Source organism: Bradyrhizobium sp. 157 (assembly GCF_023073815.1).
Classification (GTDB): Bacteria; Pseudomonadota; Alphaproteobacteria; order Rhizobiales; family Xanthobacteraceae; genus Bradyrhizobium.
The window spans coordinates 123,898-141,261 of sequence record NZ_JADPKF010000021.1 but is presented as its reverse complement, the minus strand read 5'-3'; the positions used below and the strand labels follow the sequence as shown (position 1 = coordinate 141,261).

The 17,364-nt window shown below is 61.7% G+C and carries 19 protein-coding genes and 1 tRNA gene; 11 read left to right on the top strand and 9 right to left on the bottom strand.

Annotated elements, in window-relative coordinates; translation table 11 throughout:
- Nucleotides 1–95 precede the first annotated feature (95 nt).
- From IVA95_RS05150 to IVA95_RS05140, 3 genes are all read left to right on the top strand, one after another.
- Nucleotides 96–965: an isocitrate lyase/phosphoenolpyruvate mutase family protein gene (locus IVA95_RS05150; RefSeq protein ID WP_247509516.1), complete on the top strand. Its 870-nt coding sequence runs from the start codon at nt 96–98 to the stop codon at nt 963–965.
- Nucleotides 962–1,261, top strand: coding sequence for an acylphosphatase (locus IVA95_RS05145; RefSeq protein ID WP_247509515.1), 300 nt, complete (start codon nt 962–964; stop codon nt 1,259–1,261). Before IVA95_RS05150 ends, IVA95_RS05145 begins: the two co-directional genes overlap by 4 nt.
- A gap of 130 nt (nt 1,262–1,391) precedes the next feature.
- Nucleotides 1,392–1,796, top strand: coding sequence for a nuclear transport factor 2 family protein (locus IVA95_RS05140; RefSeq protein WP_247509514.1), 405 nt, complete (start codon nt 1,392–1,394; stop codon nt 1,794–1,796).
- Between the two features lie 283 nt (nt 1,797–2,079).
- Here the strand turns inward: IVA95_RS05140 and IVA95_RS05135 are convergent, their stop codons facing one another.
- Nucleotides 2,080–2,781 carry a diguanylate cyclase gene (locus tag IVA95_RS05135; protein ID WP_247509513.1) on the bottom strand — a complete coding sequence of 234 codons (702 nt, stop codon included), beginning with the start codon at nt 2,779–2,781 and terminating at the stop codon, nt 2,080–2,082.
- Entirely contained in the window at nt 2,669–3,529 is an 861-nt protein-coding gene (locus tag IVA95_RS05130) for a PAS domain S-box protein (RefSeq protein WP_247509512.1), read from the bottom strand. Before IVA95_RS05130 ends, IVA95_RS05135 begins: the two co-directional genes overlap by 113 nt.
- 276 nt (nt 3,530–3,805) lie before the next feature.
- Between IVA95_RS05130 and IVA95_RS05125 the strand changes: the two genes are divergently transcribed.
- The 3 genes from IVA95_RS05125 to IVA95_RS05115 are packed head-to-tail and all read left to right on the top strand — an operon-like array spanning nt 3,806 to nt 6,489.
- A complete protein-coding gene (locus IVA95_RS05125) occupies nt 3,806–4,363 on the top strand; it encodes a MarR family transcriptional regulator (protein ID WP_247509511.1) in 558 nt (185 codons plus the stop codon).
- Nucleotides 4,364–4,390: 27 nt separating this feature from the next.
- The gene (locus IVA95_RS05120) at nt 4,391–5,056 is read left to right on the top strand and encodes a DUF4166 domain-containing protein (protein WP_247509510.1); all 666 of its coding nucleotides are present in this window, start codon (nt 4,391–4,393) and stop codon (nt 5,054–5,056) included.
- A complete protein-coding gene (locus IVA95_RS05115; RefSeq protein WP_247509509.1) occupies nt 5,053–6,489 on the top strand; it encodes a TIGR01777 family oxidoreductase in 1,437 nt (478 codons plus the stop codon). Before IVA95_RS05120 ends, IVA95_RS05115 begins: the two co-directional genes overlap by 4 nt.
- A 27-nt stretch (nt 6,490–6,516) precedes the next feature.
- Here the strand turns inward: IVA95_RS05115 and IVA95_RS05110 are convergent, their stop codons facing one another.
- Together IVA95_RS05110 and IVA95_RS05105 are read right to left on the bottom strand one after the other, a co-directional pair.
- On the bottom strand, nt 6,517–8,034 hold the full coding sequence (locus tag IVA95_RS05110) for an ATP-binding protein (RefSeq protein ID WP_247509508.1): 1,518 nt from the start codon (nt 8,032–8,034) through the stop codon (nt 6,517–6,519).
- Between the two features lie 83 nt (nt 8,035–8,117).
- Nucleotides 8,118–8,972 (bottom strand): LysR substrate-binding domain-containing protein, encoded by an 855-nt coding sequence (locus IVA95_RS05105; RefSeq protein ID WP_247509507.1) that lies wholly within the window; start codon nt 8,970–8,972, stop codon nt 8,118–8,120.
- A 116-nt stretch (nt 8,973–9,088) separates the two neighbouring features.
- Here IVA95_RS05105 and IVA95_RS05100 point away from each other — a divergent pair, with 116 nt between their 5' ends.
- Entirely contained in the window at nt 9,089–9,517 is a 429-nt protein-coding gene (locus tag IVA95_RS05100; protein WP_247509506.1) for a 4-oxalocrotonate tautomerase family protein, read from the top strand.
- 52 nt (nt 9,518–9,569) lie between these two features.
- On the opposite strand, the gene IVA95_RS05095 is transcribed toward IVA95_RS05100, so the two are convergent.
- Nucleotides 9,570–9,986: a tautomerase family protein gene (locus IVA95_RS05095; protein ID WP_247509505.1), complete on the bottom strand. Its 417-nt coding sequence runs from the start codon at nt 9,984–9,986 to the stop codon at nt 9,570–9,572.
- Nucleotides 9,987–10,091: 105 nt separating this feature from the next.
- On the opposite strand from IVA95_RS05095, the gene IVA95_RS05090 reads away from it, so the two are divergent.
- Nucleotides 10,092–10,973, top strand: a complete 882-nt coding sequence (locus IVA95_RS05090; RefSeq protein ID WP_247509504.1) for a LysR family transcriptional regulator — start codon at nt 10,092–10,094, stop codon at nt 10,971–10,973.
- Nucleotides 10,974–11,077: 104 nt separating this feature from the next.
- Here IVA95_RS05090 and IVA95_RS05085 read toward each other — a convergent pair whose 3' ends face one another.
- Together IVA95_RS05085 and lipB are read right to left on the bottom strand one after the other, a co-directional pair.
- Nucleotides 11,078–11,377, bottom strand: coding sequence for a hypothetical protein (locus IVA95_RS05085; protein WP_247509503.1), 300 nt, complete (start codon nt 11,375–11,377; stop codon nt 11,078–11,080).
- Nucleotides 11,378–11,482: 105 nt separating this feature from the next.
- The gene (gene lipB, locus IVA95_RS05080; RefSeq protein ID WP_247509502.1) at nt 11,483–12,211 is read right to left on the bottom strand and encodes a lipoyl(octanoyl) transferase LipB; all 729 of its coding nucleotides are present in this window, start codon (nt 12,209–12,211) and stop codon (nt 11,483–11,485) included.
- Between the two features lie 64 nt (nt 12,212–12,275).
- Here lipB and IVA95_RS05075 point away from each other — a divergent pair, with 64 nt between their 5' ends.
- Both IVA95_RS05075 and IVA95_RS05070 read left to right on the top strand, forming a co-directional pair.
- Nucleotides 12,276–12,518 (top strand): FliM/FliN family flagellar motor switch protein, encoded by a 243-nt coding sequence (locus IVA95_RS05075; protein ID WP_027583831.1) that lies wholly within the window; start codon nt 12,276–12,278, stop codon nt 12,516–12,518.
- A 97-nt stretch (nt 12,519–12,615) separates the two neighbouring features.
- Nucleotides 12,616–12,700: transfer RNA gene (locus IVA95_RS05070), tRNA-Leu, on the top strand.
- Between the two features lie 23 nt (nt 12,701–12,723).
- Here the strand turns inward: IVA95_RS05070 and IVA95_RS05065 are convergent.
- Both IVA95_RS05065 and IVA95_RS05060 read right to left on the bottom strand, forming a co-directional pair.
- A complete protein-coding gene (locus IVA95_RS05065) occupies nt 12,724–14,184 on the bottom strand; it encodes a hypothetical protein (RefSeq protein ID WP_247509501.1) in 1,461 nt (486 codons plus the stop codon).
- Nucleotides 14,185–14,304: 120 nt separating this feature from the next.
- The gene (locus tag IVA95_RS05060) at nt 14,305–14,526 is read right to left on the bottom strand and encodes a hypothetical protein (protein WP_247509500.1); all 222 of its coding nucleotides are present in this window, start codon (nt 14,524–14,526) and stop codon (nt 14,305–14,307) included.
- 1,913 nt (nt 14,527–16,439) lie between these two features.
- Here IVA95_RS05060 and IVA95_RS05055 point away from each other — a divergent pair.
- Nucleotides 16,440–17,060 carry a P-loop NTPase fold protein gene (locus IVA95_RS05055; RefSeq protein WP_247509499.1) on the top strand — a complete coding sequence of 207 codons (621 nt, stop codon included), beginning with the start codon at nt 16,440–16,442 and terminating at the stop codon, nt 17,058–17,060.
- The last annotated feature ends 304 nt before the right edge of the window (nt 17,061–17,364 follow it).

The window sequence follows — 17,364 nt, the reverse complement described above, 5'->3', positions numbered from 1 at the left end:
CGCGGCACGATGGATTGCTTCCGCCTTCGCTCTTCGAGCTACGGCGGACCAAGTCGCTTTCGCTCGCAATGCCGGCGGATAGCACTGAGGACACTATGGCATTCCGTCAGCGCCGAGAGAAACTACGTTCCATCCTCGCCGGCTCCACCTGCATCCGGCCAGGATCGGTTTATGACGCGACTTCGATCCGCATTGCCGAAGACCTCGGCTTCGAGCTCGGCATGTTCGGCGGCTCGGTTGCCTCGCTGGCCGTTCTCGGCGATCCCGACATTGCCCTGATCACGTTGACCGAACTCGCCGAGCAGATGCGGCGGATGTCGCGCGCCTCAACACTGCCGGTGCTCGTCGATGCCGATCACGGCTATGGCAACGCGCTCAACGTCCGCCGCACCGTTCAGGAACTCGAGGCGGCCGGCGCGGCCGGACTGACGATCGAGGACACGCTGCTGCCTCCGGCCTTCGGGCAGGCCGGAACGCATTTGATTCCGCTGGAGGAGGGCGTCGGCAAGATGAAGGCCGCGCTTGATGGCCGCAGTGACCCCTCGCTGGTCATCATGGGCCGCACCGGCGCCGTGTCCGTCACCGGCCTTGATGACGCCATTGAACGTGCGAAAGCGTATGAGGCCACCGGTGTCGATGCGCTGTTCTTCACGGGCATCAAGAGCCGGCGCGAGCTGGAAGCGCTTTCCGCCGCGACGAGCTTGCCGATCGTGCTCGGTGGCGGGCCCGAGGACGTGACGGCGCTGGATTTTCTCGCCGATCAGTGCGTGCGGATCGCGCTGCAGGGCCACGCGCCATTCGCCGCCGCCACGCAGGCCGTCTACCAGACGCTGAAGGCGTTGCGTGAGGGAACCTCGCCGAAAAATTTGAACGGCCTTGCGTCTGCCGAGTTGACCAGCCGGGCCATGCGCGATGCCGAAGTAAAGGCGCGCGCTGGCGCATTTCTCGGGTTGAAGAATAAATGAGCGATGCCATTCGTCATGTCACGATAAGCGGCCGGGTGCAGGGCGTCGGCTATCGCGCCTGGGTCGACGACACGGCACGGGCGCGCGATCTCGAAGGCTGGGTGCGCAACCGCAGAGACGGCCGTGTCGAGGCGGTGTTCGCAGGTCCCACGGAGCCAGTGACCGCGATGATTTCGGCTTGCCGGCGAGGACCGTCATCGGCGCGCGTTGAGGCGATACAGGACAACGCCGGCAATCCCGAGATGCTGAAGCTGCGGCGGGCAGGAGAGCGGTTCTCGGTGCTGCCGACGATATAACGTCGATGCCTGTTTGAACCAGGTCCGCTCTCGCAAGCCTCCGACCTTGACCGACCCAGTCGCCGATGGCCTATTCGGAGTTCGAACGCGCAGAGCAAATATCAACTATCCGACTGGGCGGAGACGGGCGATGGACATTCGATCGACGCTGACGGATCTGTGTGATGCCTTCAACGCGCACGATCTTGATCGCATCATGACGTTCTTTTCGGACGACTGCGTCCTGGAGATGCCGCGGGGAAGCAAGCCTTGGGGGGCTCGTTTCGAGGGCAAACGGAACGTACGAGAAGCGCTGGCAACACGCTTCGAAGGCCCGCCTGACGTCCACTACGGCAACGATGAGCATTTTGTGGATCCGACTGCCGAGACCGGCATCTCAAAATGGACCCTCACAGGCACCACCCGCGAGGGCACAAGGAAGGAGGTCCGAGATTGTGACTTCTACACGTTTCGCAACGGAAAGGTGATCCGCAAGAACTCCTGTTGGAAAATCGTGGAACAAGTCCGGTGTCGGCCCATGGCGCCTAGAGCATGATGATTTTTGGTTCGATCGATTTGGCCGCAGACGCGCTTCACCTCTCCCGCTTGCGGGGTCGAGACGAGCGAAGCTCGCTCTTAGGTCGGCGCGAAGCGCCGGGTGGGGGCTCTCTCCACTCGGGCAGTGTCGCCCGCGGAGACACCCCACCCCAGCCCTCCCCCGCAAGCGGGAGAGGGAGCGCACCTTCTTCGTGGTCGCAATCAAACCCAATTTCACCGTGCACTAGCAAAGCGGATATCGAGCGAGTCGCTCTTGCACAACCAAATAGCAGCCACGCGCCCTAGTGCGTCCGTTCGCCCGGCGCGAATTCGCCATCGTGCTGGATGGAGGCGCTATCGACATATTGCAGGTCGAGCGAGGAATACACGATGCTGCGATTGCGGCCGAGACGCTTGGCCTCGTAGAGCGCGGTGTCGGCTTGTCCGACCAAAGCAGCTTCATCGAGTGTCGAACGGGTTCTGGCGGCAACGCCTGCGCTGATGGTGATGTAGCCGCGGCTCGAGGCTGTGTTCGGAATGCCGAGCGCCCGAACCGTCAGCCGGATAGCTTCGGCAACCTTCAATGCATTGTCTTCCGAGGTGTTCGGCAGCACGACGGCGAATTCCTCGCCGCCATAGCGCGCCGACAGGCCTGACGTGTTGTCGGTCGCATCGCCGATGGTTTTTGCAACCACCTGCAGGCAGCGGTCGCCAGCCTGATGTCCGTAGCTGTCGTTGTAGCCTTTGAAACTGTCGATGTCGAACAGCAGCACCGAAATCTCTTCGCAGACTTCGTATTCGCGCCGCAGGAAACTGTCGAAAGTGCGGCGGTTGGTGAGTCCGGTCAGCCCGTCGGTCGCGGCGAGCGGGTGAGGCGACGGTTGAGCTGCGTCAGCTCCTCCTCCATCCGCTTGCGTTCGGTGACATCGCGAATGACGCAGAGGAATTCCGCTCGCGTGGGATCGCTGGTCTCCGACGCCAGCTTGAATTTGCTCTCGATCCACGCCAGCGTTCCGTCGCCGCGATAGTGCCGGAACACGACCGTGCTGACGCCACCGACACCGTTAAGCCGCGTGGTTGCCTGCATGACGCTTTCCCGATCCTCGGGGTGAACCAGATCGAGCATGATTTTCCGATCAGGTCCTTCGCCTGCAGCCCGAGCACCGCCTCGACTGAACGGGAAACATAACGGAGCATGCTGCGGGCATCGATCATGATGATGATGTCGGCGATGTTGTGGGCCAGCAATCGATAGTGCGCCTCGCGTTCGCGCGGCGTGCGCTCGGTCCTGCTACGGAAGTGGAACTGCAGGGCAAGCAGTGCCGCCAACATCAGGATCATGCACAGCAGGACGCCGGCGACGATGGCATCCGTCCGCAAGCCCTTCCACCATTCGGAAAGCAGCCAGTCTTCGGACATAGCGACGGTGACCACCATCGGGTAGTGCGGCGTCACCTCATAGCCGAGGTGCTTCACGAGGCCGTCGAACGGCGAGATGATCTTGTAGTATCCGACCGAGCGTTGCTTGAGATGCTTCCTGAACAGGTCGGTCTTGGAGAGATCCGTGCTCTTGTCCGACTGCGGCCAGCGCATCAGGAGCGCACCATCGTTCCGTATCAAGCTGATGCCGCCGTCAGGGCCGAGCTGGAACGTCCGGTAAAAGTTATTGAAGTAATCCTTGTCGATCGCTGCGGCGACGACCCCGCCAAAGCTGCCGTCGAGCTTGGTGATGCATTTCGAAAGAACGATCATGGAGGATCGCTCGTCCACACGGGATTGCATCAGTTCGCTGATCCGAAGCGTGTTGTCCGGTTTGATCGTGCCAGACCGCGTTGCCAGCAACGCGCGAATCTAAGGCGTGACCGGTGCTGAAGGGGTTAACAAATCGAGTCGGGAAACAATGGAACTCGATATGCCGGGTCCATAACGGAACCGCTGGGAGCCGGCGAATACATTAGGCGGCGCGGTTGGCCGCGACCGCAACGCAGGGCGCTTGACATCCGCACGGGTTTGTCAGATATTTCTGTCATGACAGAAAAGACCGACAAAAAGAAACTCCCGGCCGTCGTTGAACGGTTCATCCTGCACTGGGGCGACATGGGGGACGAGTGGGGCGTCAACCGCTCCGTCAGCCAGATCCATGGCCTGCTGTATCTCGCCGAAGCGCCGATGACCGCCGAGGACATCGCTGAGACGCTCGGCATGGCGCGGTCCAATGTCTCCAACTCGATCAAGGAATTGCTGGCCTGGAATTTGATCCGGCGGGTGCCGATCCTCGGCGACCGGCGCGATCATTTCGAGGCGGAAACGGACATCTGGGAAGTGGCGGCGCGGATCGCCGCCCGCCGCAAGGAGCGCGAGATCGATCCGGCCATCGATGCGCTGCGCGCCTGTGTCTCCGACGCGGCTGACGATCCGACCATCAGCCCGGTCGCCGCCAAACGGCTGAAGGAAATGCTGGCTTTCACCGAACTGGTCGACCGCTGGTACACGCAGATGCTCAACGTGCCGCGGCCAAGGCTGGTCGCGCTGATCAAGCTTGGTGAGAAGATCGTCAGCTTCTTGCCGGCGGGGAAGTCCAAATAGGGCAGAGGGGCGGGGCAGGAGCGTGTGATGGCGTCCACAAGAGTACCAAAATTTTCCGCAACGCCTGCCTCGAACACCATCCTGCTCGACGACCACCGCTTCCACGATCTGTTGCCCGACGAGGAGTGGGGCCGTCTGCCGCTGGCGATCTGGCGGCGTTTTTCCAAGCGTTTTGCCGATGGCGAGACGGTCGTCTATGTCGGCACGGTGGAGGAGGCGAGTTTTAGCCGCGCCGGCTGGTGGCTGGCGCAGCTCGCGCGCGTGATCGGCGGGCCGTTTCCGCTATGCACTGAGACCGGCGCCGCGATGGCCGTGATGGTGACCGAAGATGCAGCGAGCGGCGGCCAGATCTGGACCCGCATCTGCACGCGCAGCAACGGCTTTCCGCAGGTCATCCATTCCGCGAAACGGTTCGCCGGGCCCACCGGGCTGGAAGAATATGTCGGCTACGGCGTCAGCATGGCGTTGCGCATTTCCGTCGAGCACGAAGCGCTGGTGTTTCGCAGCGTCGGCTATTCCTTGCAGATCGGGCCGTTGCGGTTGCCGCTGCCGCCCTGGCTCACACCCGGCGATCTCACGGTAACCCATTCCGACCTCGGCGGCGGCACGTTCCGCTTCACGCTCGAGGTCGTTCACCCCCGCCTTGGCAGGCTGATTCGTCAGTCCGCCGTGTTCATGGAGGCCACATCATGACGCTGCTGCTTTGGATCCTGATCGCCATTCAGGTCATGATGGGCGTGTTCGACACGTTCTACCATCACGAGCTGACCGAGCGGCTCGCATGGCGACCATCGCAGCGCTATGAGCTGCAGCTTCATGCGTTGCGCAACATGCTCTACGCGCTTTTGTTCCTGGTGCTGGGCTGGCTGGAAGTGCACGGCGTCTTCGCCATGCTCATCATCGTGGTGCTGGTTGCGGAAATCGTCATCACGCTGATGGATTTCGTCGAGGAGGACATCAGCCGGAAATTGCCGGCCAGCGAACGCATTAATCATACGCTGCTCGCGATCAACTACGGCGCCATTCTGGTGCTGCTGCTGCCGCTCCTGATCGGCTGGGCAGGGCAGCCGACCGGCGTCAAATCGGCTTACACGGGCTGGCTTAGTTGGATCGCGGCGGCGGCAGCCCTGGGTGCCGCGCTATTCGGCCTGCGCGATTTCACGGCGTCAAAGCGCCTTTCGCGAATGACGAGTGCGCCGGCGGCAAGCCTGGTCGAGAAACTGCCCGACCAGCAGACGGTGCTGGTCACCGGCGCGACCGGCTTCATCGGCAGCCGCCTGGTGGCAGGCCTGAGCGGCGCGGGGCATCAGGTGATCGCGCTGGTGCGCAATCCTGCGAAAGCCGACATGTTGCCGCCGCCGATCACGCTGATCACGAGCCTCGATCAGCTTCCGGCCGACACCCGTATCGATGCGATTGTCAATCTCGCGGGCGAGCCGATCGGCAACGGACTTTGGACCGAAGCCAAGCGCCGCAAAATCCTGGATTCCCGCATCAACATGACCGGCGACGTCGTCCGCCTGATCGCGCGGCTTGAGCGCAAGCCGGCGGTGCTGGTCTCGGGCTCCGCGATCGGCTGGTACGGGCTCTGGCAGGACCAGGTGCTGACGGAATCAGCCAAATCGCATGCCTGCTTCAGTCATGAACTCTGTGACGCCTGGGAGAAGGCAGCGCGTCCGGCGGAAGAGCACGGCGTGCGGGTGGTCTACTTGCGGATCGGCCTCGTGATCGGCACCGACGGCGGCTTCATCACGCGAATGCTGACACCGTTCGAGTTCGGCCTCGGCGGGCCGCTCGGCTCGGGCCGGCAGTGGATGTCGTGGATCGAGCGCGACGACCTGGTCCGCCTGATCGCCCATGTCATCGCGCGTCCGGAAATCTCAGGACCGGTCAACGCGACGGCGCCGATCCCGGTGACCAATTTGAAATTCACCGAAGAGCTTGGCCGCCGCCTGCGCCGGCCTGCGGTGTTCCGCATCCCCGGCGGGCTGTTGCGCCGTGTCGGCGGCGATTTCGCCAATGAATTGCTGCTGGGCGGCCAGCGCGTCTTGCCGAACAAGGCGCTCAGCAACGGTTTTGTGTTCCGGCACGAAACGCTGCGCAGCGCCTTCGAGGCGATTTTGTGAGGAGGGTGAGTACCCGCTAGCTCGCAATCACCGCGGCAGTTTCGCGATCGCTCGGCTGAGTTCGTGGATTTCGTAGGGCTTGCGCAGAATCGGAAAGTCGCCGCGCACGTTCCGCGCGGAATCGCTGTAGCCGCTGGTCAGGAGGATCGGCAGTCCGGGTCTGACGGCCTTCAAATGGCGCGCCAGACCGAGGCCGTCCATTTTGCCGGGCATCACGATGTCGGAGAACACAAGATCTATTCCGTCGAGCTCGATTTCGCGCAACGCGGCTTCGGCGCTCGCTACCCTGCGCACGGTGTAGCCGAGCTGTTCGAGCAGGCCGGTGCTGACGGCTGCGACATCAGGATTGTCCTCCACAAGCAACACGGTGCCGCTTCCGCCGGTTTCAGCGGCGTCGACGTCCTCGGTCGCGTCAGCGGCCTCTTTTCGCGGCAGCAGGATCGTGATCTTCGTGCCCTTGCCGAGCTCGCTCGCCACCTTGACCGTTCCGCCGGCCTGATGGGCGAAGCCGTGAACCTGCGATAGTCCGAGACCCGTGCCCTTGCCGATCGGCTTGGTGGTGAAGAAGGGATCGAAGATCTTGCCGAGCACATCGGGCGCGATGCCGGTGCCGGTATCTTCCACCGAGATCGCGACATACTCTGTATCGGCCTCGCCTGGCGTCTCGTTGTGCGCCGATATCGTGATGATGCCGCCGCCGGTCATGGCGTCGCGCGCGTTGATGACCAGGTTGACCAGCGCCGTCTCGAACTCGGTGACGTCGACCATCACCGGCCAGACGCCCGGGTCGACCTCGAACTGCAAGGTCACCGCGCTGCCGACGCCGCTATCGAGCACCTCGCGCATCGCATCGATCCGCTCGGCGACGTCGACGACCTGCGGGTTGACGCTCTGCCGCCGCGCGAATGTCAGCAACTGGCTGGTGAGGGAAGCGCCGCGTTTGGTCGCCTCTTCGATCGCCGATAGCGCCCGAAGGCACTTGGGATCATCGCCCACCGCTTTCTTCAACGTGTGAAGACTGCCGCTGACGATCATGAGGAGATTGTTGAAGTCATGGGCCACGCCGCCGGTCAGTTGGCCGAGCGCATCGAACTTTTGTGATTCCGCGAGCTGCTGGTGCATCCGTTCGAGCTCGAGCTGGGCTGCGCGGCGCTCGGTAATGTCGCGGGTGATCTTGGCGAAGCCGACGAGCTTGCCGTCCTCGTAAATCGGGTCAATGACGACGCTGGCCCAGAAGAACGTGCCATCCTTGCGAACGCGCCAGCCTTCTTCCTCGTAGCGGCCGTGTTCCCGGGCAATGCGCAAAGCGCGCAGCGGCTTGCCGTTTGCACGATCGACTTCGGCATAGAAGCAGGAAAAATGCTGTCCGATGATTTCGGCGGGCGCGTAACCCTTGATCCGCTGGCCGCCGATGTTCCAACTCGTCACCACGCCGGCCGGATCCAGCATGTAAAGCGCGTAGTCGGAAACGCCTTCAACCAGGAGCCGGAAATTGCGTTCGCTTTCGAATAGATCCCTTTGCTGCCGCTGATTTTTTATCGACATCCGACCTGCCCATTTAACTGGCGCAAACGCTTGTCCTGCCGATTGGTTCCGCGGCCATTGGGCTTTTTTAACGAAATGGTGGGTTACCGCGCTGCGGCTACGCTTCTGAACGTCGCCGCCAGCGTCCGCAGCGCCGCGAGCTTGGTTGGGTCGCTGACTTTCGAGTGCAGCATCACCTTCGAGGAAGCGAGCCGCGGCAGCCCTTTGGCCGGCCCGATATCGACCAGACCGGCCGGCGCAATCCGCCGGGCCAGTGGCGCTACCGCTACGCCGGCCAATGCCGCGGCGGCCACGGCGGTGACACCGCCGCCGACAAAGCTCTCGCTCCATGCGATGCCGGCCTTGTCGAGGGCACGGACCGCGAGCGCGCGTACGCCGCAGGGCGGCGCCAGCATCGCCAGCGGCAGCGTCTCGCCGCGCCGCCAGGGCAGGCCTTTGGCGGCGAACCAGCCGAAGCCGTCTTCGGTCAGCTTCTCGCCGCCGCGGCGGCTGCCTTCCTGACGGACCACCACGGCATCGAATTCGCCGGCATCGTAGGCGTCGAGCATCTGGCGCGAAAAGCCGATGGTCACGGAAAGCGCTAGTTGCGACGATACGGCGTGCAGCCGTTCGAGCAGCGGCACCAGTTCGGGCCCTGCGGCGTGATCGGAGATCCCGAGCGACAATTGCGGGCGCGTGGGCTTGTCACCCGACAGCGCACGGTCATGCGCCTCGATCAACGCGCGGGCGTGGGGCAGGAATGCCGCGCCCTCGGCGGTTAGCGCGACTGCCCGCGGCGAGCGCTCGACCAGCCGCCGGCCCACCACGCTCTCCAGCCGCTGCAGCTTCATGCTGACGGCGGCCTGCGTCGTGCCAAGCGCTTCGGCGGCGCGGGTAAAACCTTGCAGTTCGGCGACCAGCAGGAACGCCTGCACCGTATCGATATCCAGCGTGCTCATGGCGTCATCAGCAACCGTTATCATTGTTATGAACAGAGATAAGATACCAAAATGACGGCCGCGGGTCTAGGAAGGCGGAGCGCAATGCCAGCGCGCCCCCCTCAAGGAGAACGACCATGCCGCTTATCACCGTCACCTATTCCAGCGCCCGCAAGGGGCCGTCGCTGAACGCCGAGATTGCGTCCGCCGTCAGCGAGCTCACCGCGCGAATCCTGCGCAAGGATCCGACGGTCACCGCCGTCATCGTGAAGTCGGTCGAGGCCGCCGACTGGTTCGCCAGCGGCAAATCGCTCGCCGAGCAGAGCCTCGCCAGCTTCTGGCTCGACGTTCACGTCAGCGAGGGCACCAACACCAAGGACGAAAAGGCGGCCTATCTCGCCGCGCTATTCCAGCGCATGGACGAACTGCTCGGGCCGCTGCACGAGGAGAGCTACGCCCATGTCGACGAAGTGAAGGGCGATGCCTACGGCTTCGGCGGCCTCACCCAGGAGCGCCGCTACATCGCAGGACAGCTCGAGGTCGCGCCGCGGAAGGCGGCCGCGTGAAGATCGCCTGACGTGCGGACGGCGCTTGCTGCGCTGTCCGCACGTCTTGCTGCTAAGGGGCGGACGTAGGGCTGGTTGCCATCGGCGTGTGGTGGTCGCCGAATGCGAGCCCGCGTCCGAGTGACCAGTCCATCGGCGTATTCTCGAAGAGCGCGATCATAATGTCGTCTGCGGAAAATCCGGCGCCGACGGCCCGATCCACAATCCGCCGAAACAGGTTTTTCTTCTGATCGACCGTGCGCCCTGCGAGAAACAGAATCTCGATAATCGACGCATCCACCGTGCGCGCGACATCCGGGAAGCTCGGGTCGATGACCATCATTTCGCGCGCATAGGTCGAAACGAGCTGAAAGCGGTCTTTGGGTGGCACGCCGCAGGTCTCGACGAGACCCTCGTGCACGGCATCGGCAAGGGTGCGAATTCTGGGCAGCGCAAGATGGGCCGGAACGGAGATGCGGGCGAGGGGCATGGGAAGACCTCCAAGTTGCTGGGGTACCCGTGCTATTCGTGCTAAAGAGGCAGATAAATCCCGCCTTTTGCGAAACACTCATACTGAAGTGTCACGAATATGCTGATGCACCCGATGTCAGACCTCGCGGTTTTCGTGCGAACGGTCGATCTGGGTAGTTTTGCGGCCGTGGGCGCCGAAATCGAACTGACCGCCTCGGGCGTCTCCCGGATCGTGACGAGACTGGAGCGCCGGATCGGCGCCAAGCTGCTGCATCGGACGACGCGGCGGCTGGTGCTGACGCAGGAGGGCGAGACGTTCCTGGTTCACGCGAGAAGTATCCTGGCTGCGGTCGAGATCGCCGAGGCCGATGTCGCCTCCGTTCATGGACGTCCGCGCGGCCATCTGCGGATCAACAGCGGCACGGCATTCGCAAGACACCGGCTTGCGCGGCTGCTGCCGCAATTTCTGGACCGGTTTCCAGAGATTGCGGTCGATCTTTCGGTGAGCGATCACCGCATCGATCCGATCGCCGACCAGGTCGATGTCACGATCCGGGTCGGGCCGCTCGGCGACAGCGAGCTGATCGCGGTTCGCCTCGGCGGAGTCAGACGCGTCATCGCCGGAAGCCCGCGATATCTGGAGCGCCATGGCATCCCCGAACAGGCCGCCGATCTCGCCCGACACAATTGCCTGCAGCTCAGCGGCTTCTCGCGCCTCGCGCAATGGCCGATGTTCGAACAAGGCAAGCGGATCATGGTGCCGGTAAAAGGATCGATCCGCTCGGACAGCGCCGATTTCCTTCTCGATCTCGCGCTGGCCGGCGCTGGTCTGGTGCGGTTTGGCGACTTTCTGGGGGAGGCGGCCGTGAAGGATGGCAGGCTGGTGCCGGTGCTGTCGCACTGCCACGATCCCGATCCGCAACCGATCACGGCTCTGATTCTGCCGGGCCGGCAGACCATTCCGCGGGTTCGGGCTTTCATTGATTTCCTCAAGGCGAGCGCTTGATGGCGATCAGAAGCCGTTTCCGAGCGCTCGTGGCGCCGAACACATCCTCGAGGCGCGATCGAGCACGACGCCGGCGTCGCGGCGCCCGGCGAACGGCCTCCGCTTCACACGATCAGCACATCCAGTACGGCCGCGGTCGCTGCGACAAGCGAGAGCGCAATCACGGTGGCTCGCCAAAGCAGTTGCTGCCGCGCCGCGCGACGATCATGGAATGCCAGCCAGTCGCGAACGAATCCGGCGGGAATGTTCATCGTGACGCTAAGCCTGTTCGGATGATGCAGTTCGTGATCTGCGAACATGCCGCGCACGTTCGCCACGCCCAGACGGTCAAGTGCGCAATTCCATTCCCAAGCCTGCGTGCTGTTGGTCCATCGGTTCTCGAAGGGAAGCCTGTGCGACATCATCGCGACCTCCGCTGTTCACCGCCTGCCTCTGATATGTGGCCTCACTTGCCGTGACAGAAGACCTTAAGTGAGAGCGGCGATCGCCGCAGGCATCCGATCGACAGTTTAGGCCGTTGTCGCAGGTAAGGCTGCCATCGTCGTTCCGAACACTTCCTGGAACGCCCGCCGGAGCGCGACATCGACGTCCTCCATCGTCACGGGCAGGCCGAGATCTACCAACGAGGTGACGCCGTAACGCGAGTCGGCGACGCCGCAGGGAATGATCGCCGAAAAATGCGAAAGCTCCGGCTCGACATTGATGGCGATGCCGTGAAACGACACCCAGCGCCGCAACCGCACCCCGATCGCGGCAATCTTGTCTTCGTGGCCGACACCCTTGTCTGGCCGCCTGACCCAGACGCCCACGCGATCCTCGCGGCGCTCGCCGCGCACGTTGAAGGCATCCAGCGTGCGGATGATCCATTCTTCAAGGCCCGCCACATAGGCGCGCACGTCTGGCCGCCGCCGCTTGAGGTCGAGCATCACATAGGCCACCCGCTGGCCGGGACCGTGATAGGTGAGCTGTCCGCCGCGGCCGGTGGTGAACAGCGGGAAGCGCGGCAAGAGCAGGTCCTCCTGCCGGCCGCTGGTGCCGGAGGTGTAGAGCGGGGGGTGCTCCAGGAGCCAGACCAGTTCGGTCGCCTTCCGCTCGGCGATCTCGGCCGCGCGGGCCTCCATTGCGGCCACGGCCTCGGGATAGGGTACCGGTTCCGCGGAAATCCGCCATTCGACCCCACCGCCGCCTTGGACTTGCGCGAAGGTCGTCAAATCAAGGCTTTGGCGGTCATTAACCATTGGCTAACCATAACGTGGTCAGGTGGGAACCACACCCATTTAGTCCCCGTTTGGCGGTTCAGAAGTGGCCACCCTCGATAAAGTCAGCGTCGATCTCATGGTGGTGCTCGGCACCACCACCATGCCCATCCACCAGGTGATGCGGCTTTCCCGCGGCGCCATTATCGAACTGGATGCCACCGAGGCGGACGAGGTCAAGATCCTCGCCAATAACTTGCCCATTGCTTCCGGCGTGGTGCTGGTCGATCGCAACCGCATCGCGGTGGAAGTCAAGCAAATGCTGCCGAAATCCCCTGATGTCAGGTAGTTATCGGAACGCAAAACTGCCTTGTCCCTGCATCCCTGATTTGTTACATCGCAGCCGTTGATCCGGCGGGCTGCAATCCTTCCAGCCGGTATCCCAAGCGCTCGTGGCGGAATTGGTAGACGCGCTGCCTTGAGGTGGCAGTGAGTAACATCGTGGGGGTTCGAGTCCCTCCGAGCGCACCATACCCACGCCTAATCCCTTGATTTCACGGGATCTTTTTTCCAAAGTTACTACGCAAAGTTACTACTTTGTTCGCGTCGGGCGTTCTCGCGCCGTTCCCATCGAGCAGCGGCATAAAGTCGTCGAGCGACTGGCTCTGATCGAACGCGATGATCTTGTCCATGCCACTGACGCCGAGCTTTTCTCGATTCGCCTGGGCGATGTAATGCGCTGGCATCTTTGGATCAGTCCAGCCGAACATCGCCATCATCTGGCTCTCGGTGCAGTCGGCGTAAGCAGCGACCTCAGCACGTGCCTTGCGCACGCCGTGGCAGCTCTTCTTCGGCTCGTTGACGCCGGCGAGCACCGCGTACTTTTTGAACTTCATTGCCCATGCCTTCTTGTTCATGGGTAGCACCCGGCCTTTCACCCTCTTGCCGGTGAAGACTTCGGCGCCGATCATGCCGGCTGCGCGCGCCGCCCGCAGGCTTTCTGCAAACGACGGATGCACCGGCACCGTAACAGTGGTGTTGCCGCGGCTCTTTTCGGTTGCAATTTGCACCGCCATCTTGCGCATGATTTGCCGCAGATGCGGCGGCCCGAACCGATGGGCATCGCCCAGTCGCAGAAAGGTGTAGTGCAGAATGTCGAACATCAGCCGTGCTTCTGTGCCAAGGGGCCACTTCGCACGATAGAGCGCCATGTCGTTCTCGGTCCAGGGCAGAAAGCCACCGGTCTCACGGCTCGCCTTGGCCTTGCCGGATTTCAACCCAATCGTTGGGTCATCGTCCTCATCGAGATGGCCTTCTTCGATCATCCAGCGGATCATGCCACGCAACGCCGACAGTAGGTTGCCTGCCTGTGACGGAGTGCGCGCCTTCATTTCCGCCTTGATGACTTTGCGTGTTAACACTGCGAACGGCTTCTCGCCATTTTCGGGCAGCAGGCTCTCGATCAGTCCGGTGCGCTGCAGCCGGGTCGATTCCGAAAGCCCTTTTTGGCCGACGCGGAGATCGCCAAGCCAGTGGTCGCTCTGTTTGTAGAGGGTCCAATACCAGCGCAGCGTATGAGGCGTCGGCGGCTCGCTGGGAAGTTCGCCGCGTGGTTCGTTGCGCTGCTTTTGTGCGTTGATGTGATCGGACGCGTCGCCGTAGAGTGCGATCTGCGAGGCGATGGTTGCATCGCACTCTTCGTCGAAGTCTTTTGTGCCGAGCTCGGCCTTGATCCTGATCTTCGGTAGTCCGTTGCGGAGCTGAACATAATAGCGCGTCTGCCCACGCTGCGAGCGATCAGCCTGCACATAGCGGCGTTCGGGCTGCACCAGCGGATCGGGCGCGCTACGGCGTTTACGCATGACTCCCCCCAGCGCCGTGACCGCCGCGTCGTAGGCGGCGTCGAACGCTTTGGTCCCGTATTCCTCTCTGATGCCGATCCGGCGCCCCTTGCGGCTTACCTTCACGTACCAGCGCAGCGCGCCGAGCGGGGAATAGTCAAAGTAGAGATACATTCGCGTATCCCCGGGTGCGCGGGGATCGCGTTTTTCTGGCTCAAGCATTGGCTTTCTCCGGGGACCAATGCTTGGAGTCTAACGGTGCGGTGACTCCGCATCAATTGCGTAAGGTGCGTTTCACCCGCTTTCGGTGCTTTTCAGGTATCGCTGCAATGCCTCTGACGGGGTCCATATTTCGTCACGACGATTTATGGCTTTGATTGGCGCGGCGTTCGACGTCAGCGCGATTCGAATAACGCCCTCTGCATCGACCGTAACCGCGCTCGCGCCAGCTTCCTTAGCGGCGCGGATCGCGCGGGCAATATCTGCTTGTGTGACCTTAGCCGGACGCCGCGGCATTGCGCTTCTCCTATGGTCCATGAAATCAGCCGCTCGAGCCTGAGCTTCCCCATAGGCGCCGATGTTTCGGACACATCGGGCTGATAGTCACCATAGTTGGCTGCGAGAGCTGAATCACCGTATGCAAGACCATGAAGGGCTGCAGCGAACAGGGTGAGAACATCTCCGTCGGGTATTCGGCTAGATTTGAGCGGAAATCGGACGGGTATTGAATAGACGGGGATGCTCCGCTTGCTCCATCGACTGGGTTTGCTTAGCTCGGCTGGCAAGGCTACGCGCCGATTGGATTCAAGGGTAAACTCTCACAAGATACTGCGTAGCTACCGAGCTCACGGTGATCTCGACGACCGATGTTATGCAATAAGAGACCGTTCGCGCTAAAGTCGGATTGTGGTAAGCTTCCTGAATACAATGTGGATGGGTATGCGGACCGATTAGTGGTCGCGAGACGGAAGTTTGATAGCCTCTGCCGGTTCTCGCTGGATGAGCATGAGGCGTCTAATCGCCTGGGCCGAGATGCTGTCTCTAGCAGCGCCGAGCTAGGTCTGTCGTCGGCGGAAACGCGCCTTCTGGCAGCGAAGTCCAGAACTTCGATAGCGGTGGCATACAGGCGCGTCCACCGCCCGGCGCACGCCGGTGCCGACTAGCCGTCTACCGACGCCGCCCGGATCTCGTTCCAGAGGCCCGGCTCGTGCCGCCGACCGCTTCCCGTACAGGCGAGTTCATGTCGTGGGATAACTTCGCGACGAAGATGAGAGCGGTGAATGTAGCAACTAGGAACAACACCTGCGTGATCGCCTCAGCTAGCTTCGCTCTGCATGCGATTAAGCAGGCACCTGTTACCAAGGTATTTCATGCTTCCTGTGGACAAGACGAACGTCGGCTTTCTTAAGGGCAATACAGCGGCGTTCTATAAGGAATTGTTCTGCGGTCAAGATCTTCTACAGGCAATCGATAGTGACGTCTCGCGCGGGATCAAGACCTTCCACAGCGAGGCGACGCTTTTGATGCCCTGGTGAGATACGTCCTGCGCTACTGCGTCGGCAAAGGTGGCACCTATCGTAAGGAACGCTTGCTTTCCGAGGGGGTAGCTCTCGCAGAGGCTGAGTCCTTAGGTCAACTGCGATCAATTCGAAATTCGTAAAGCAGAAGGTTAGGCCGGATCAGACGTTGGTGGATAAAGTTTGCCCAGATTTCTCGCCGGTAAGCCTTGTCCCTTTACTATCGAGGAAGTGAAATTCAACGGGAAATGACGAAGCGATGACAAGACTTCTCGAACGTCTCAAGGCGTCCTGGCGAAAATGGCGGAGCATTGAGCGGCAGCCGCTTCGGGCAGGCGCCTTATCGGCGGATGCTCCGATTACGAGCGCGTCAGAGAACCTGCTCGGTAGGGGTGACTTTGCATGTGCTCTCGCGCGTATTCTCTATAGGCATCGAGGCAGCGAAAGCCTGGTCATTGCACTGCGTGGAGAATGGGGCTCGGGGAAGACTTCCATAAAGAATCTCGCCATCGAGGCGCTGATACCGCCCGGTGAGACCAAGATGCAGGTAGTGACGTTCAATCCTTGGCAATGGGGAACCGACTAAGCGATTGCGCGCGTTCTTCCGCGAAATCGCAGTGGCGCTTGGTGATGGTGAGAAGTCTCTATCGGCACGTCGGCGAGCACACGAATTTCGTCGGTACGCCGAAACTCTAGAAAGTGTCTCACAGAGATTAAAGAATGCCGGCAATAGGGTTTCCGGTGCTGCTGCGTGGTTTGGGGGCATCGGGTTTCTAATTGCTGGGGGCGTCGTCTGGCTCGACGCTTCAGCTAAAGTCCTTTCGACGACTATTCTCGTTCTCGCCGGCGTTGTCTTGATCCCTTAGTAAGCTCGCCGAATTTCTCGGCAGAGATAGAGAGGATGGACGACCGGTGGACGTCGCTCGCTTCGATCTGGAGCAGCGCCTCAAGGACATGCCGCGAAACATCCTTGTCGTGATCGATGACATCGATCGCTTGAAAGACGAGCAGATCAGGACGGTCATTAGGCACGTCAAGGCGAACGCGAATTTTCCGGGATTGACCTATCTGCTCCTCTACCAACGCAACATTGTCGAGCGTGCCTTTGGTGAAGAAGGCAAGCAATATCTTGAGAAGATCGTGCAGGCTGCATTCGACGTGCCTGTAGTCGAAGGCGACCGTGTCGGCAGGATCGTGCTTGCTGAACTCGAAAAGATCACTAAGTCGCTGCCCGAGGACAGAAAATTCGATCAGACGCGGTGGGGAAATATATGGGTGGGGGGACTCCGGCACTTCTTCCGGAATCTGCGCGACGCGAAGCGCTATATTGGCGGAGCCGAGGTGCAACTTTCGCTTCATAGCGGGAAGCGAGTGCTAGAGACCAACATCATCGAGACCATCGCGCTCGAAACGCTACGCCTCTTCGAACCGGATGTCTACGCCGCCATCGGACGCAGCAAAGCTCTATTGACCGGGACAAGTCGCGCGCGGAAGGACGCGGACAAGGAACGCGTCAAAGGCGGTCATTGCTGACGCGGCGCCAGAGCGAAGGGAATTTGTTCGGTACGTGGTTTCGCAGATGTTCCCGATCGTGGGCTGGGCTTTTGGCGGCTCCTGGTACGGTAGCAGCTGGGAAGAGACTTGATCTTCCGAGCGATCGCGGCGAGCAAATACTTCGAAAGGTACTTTGCCCTTCGTGTACCTGACGGCCGTATTTCGGACTCTGAACTCTTGGACTTCGTTGGTAATCTGGTCGAGAACGCTTTCGCGCAGTTCGCCGAACGAGACCTCCTACCTGAATTGCTCGATCGGCTCGACGAGGCAGCGGTAGCCAAGA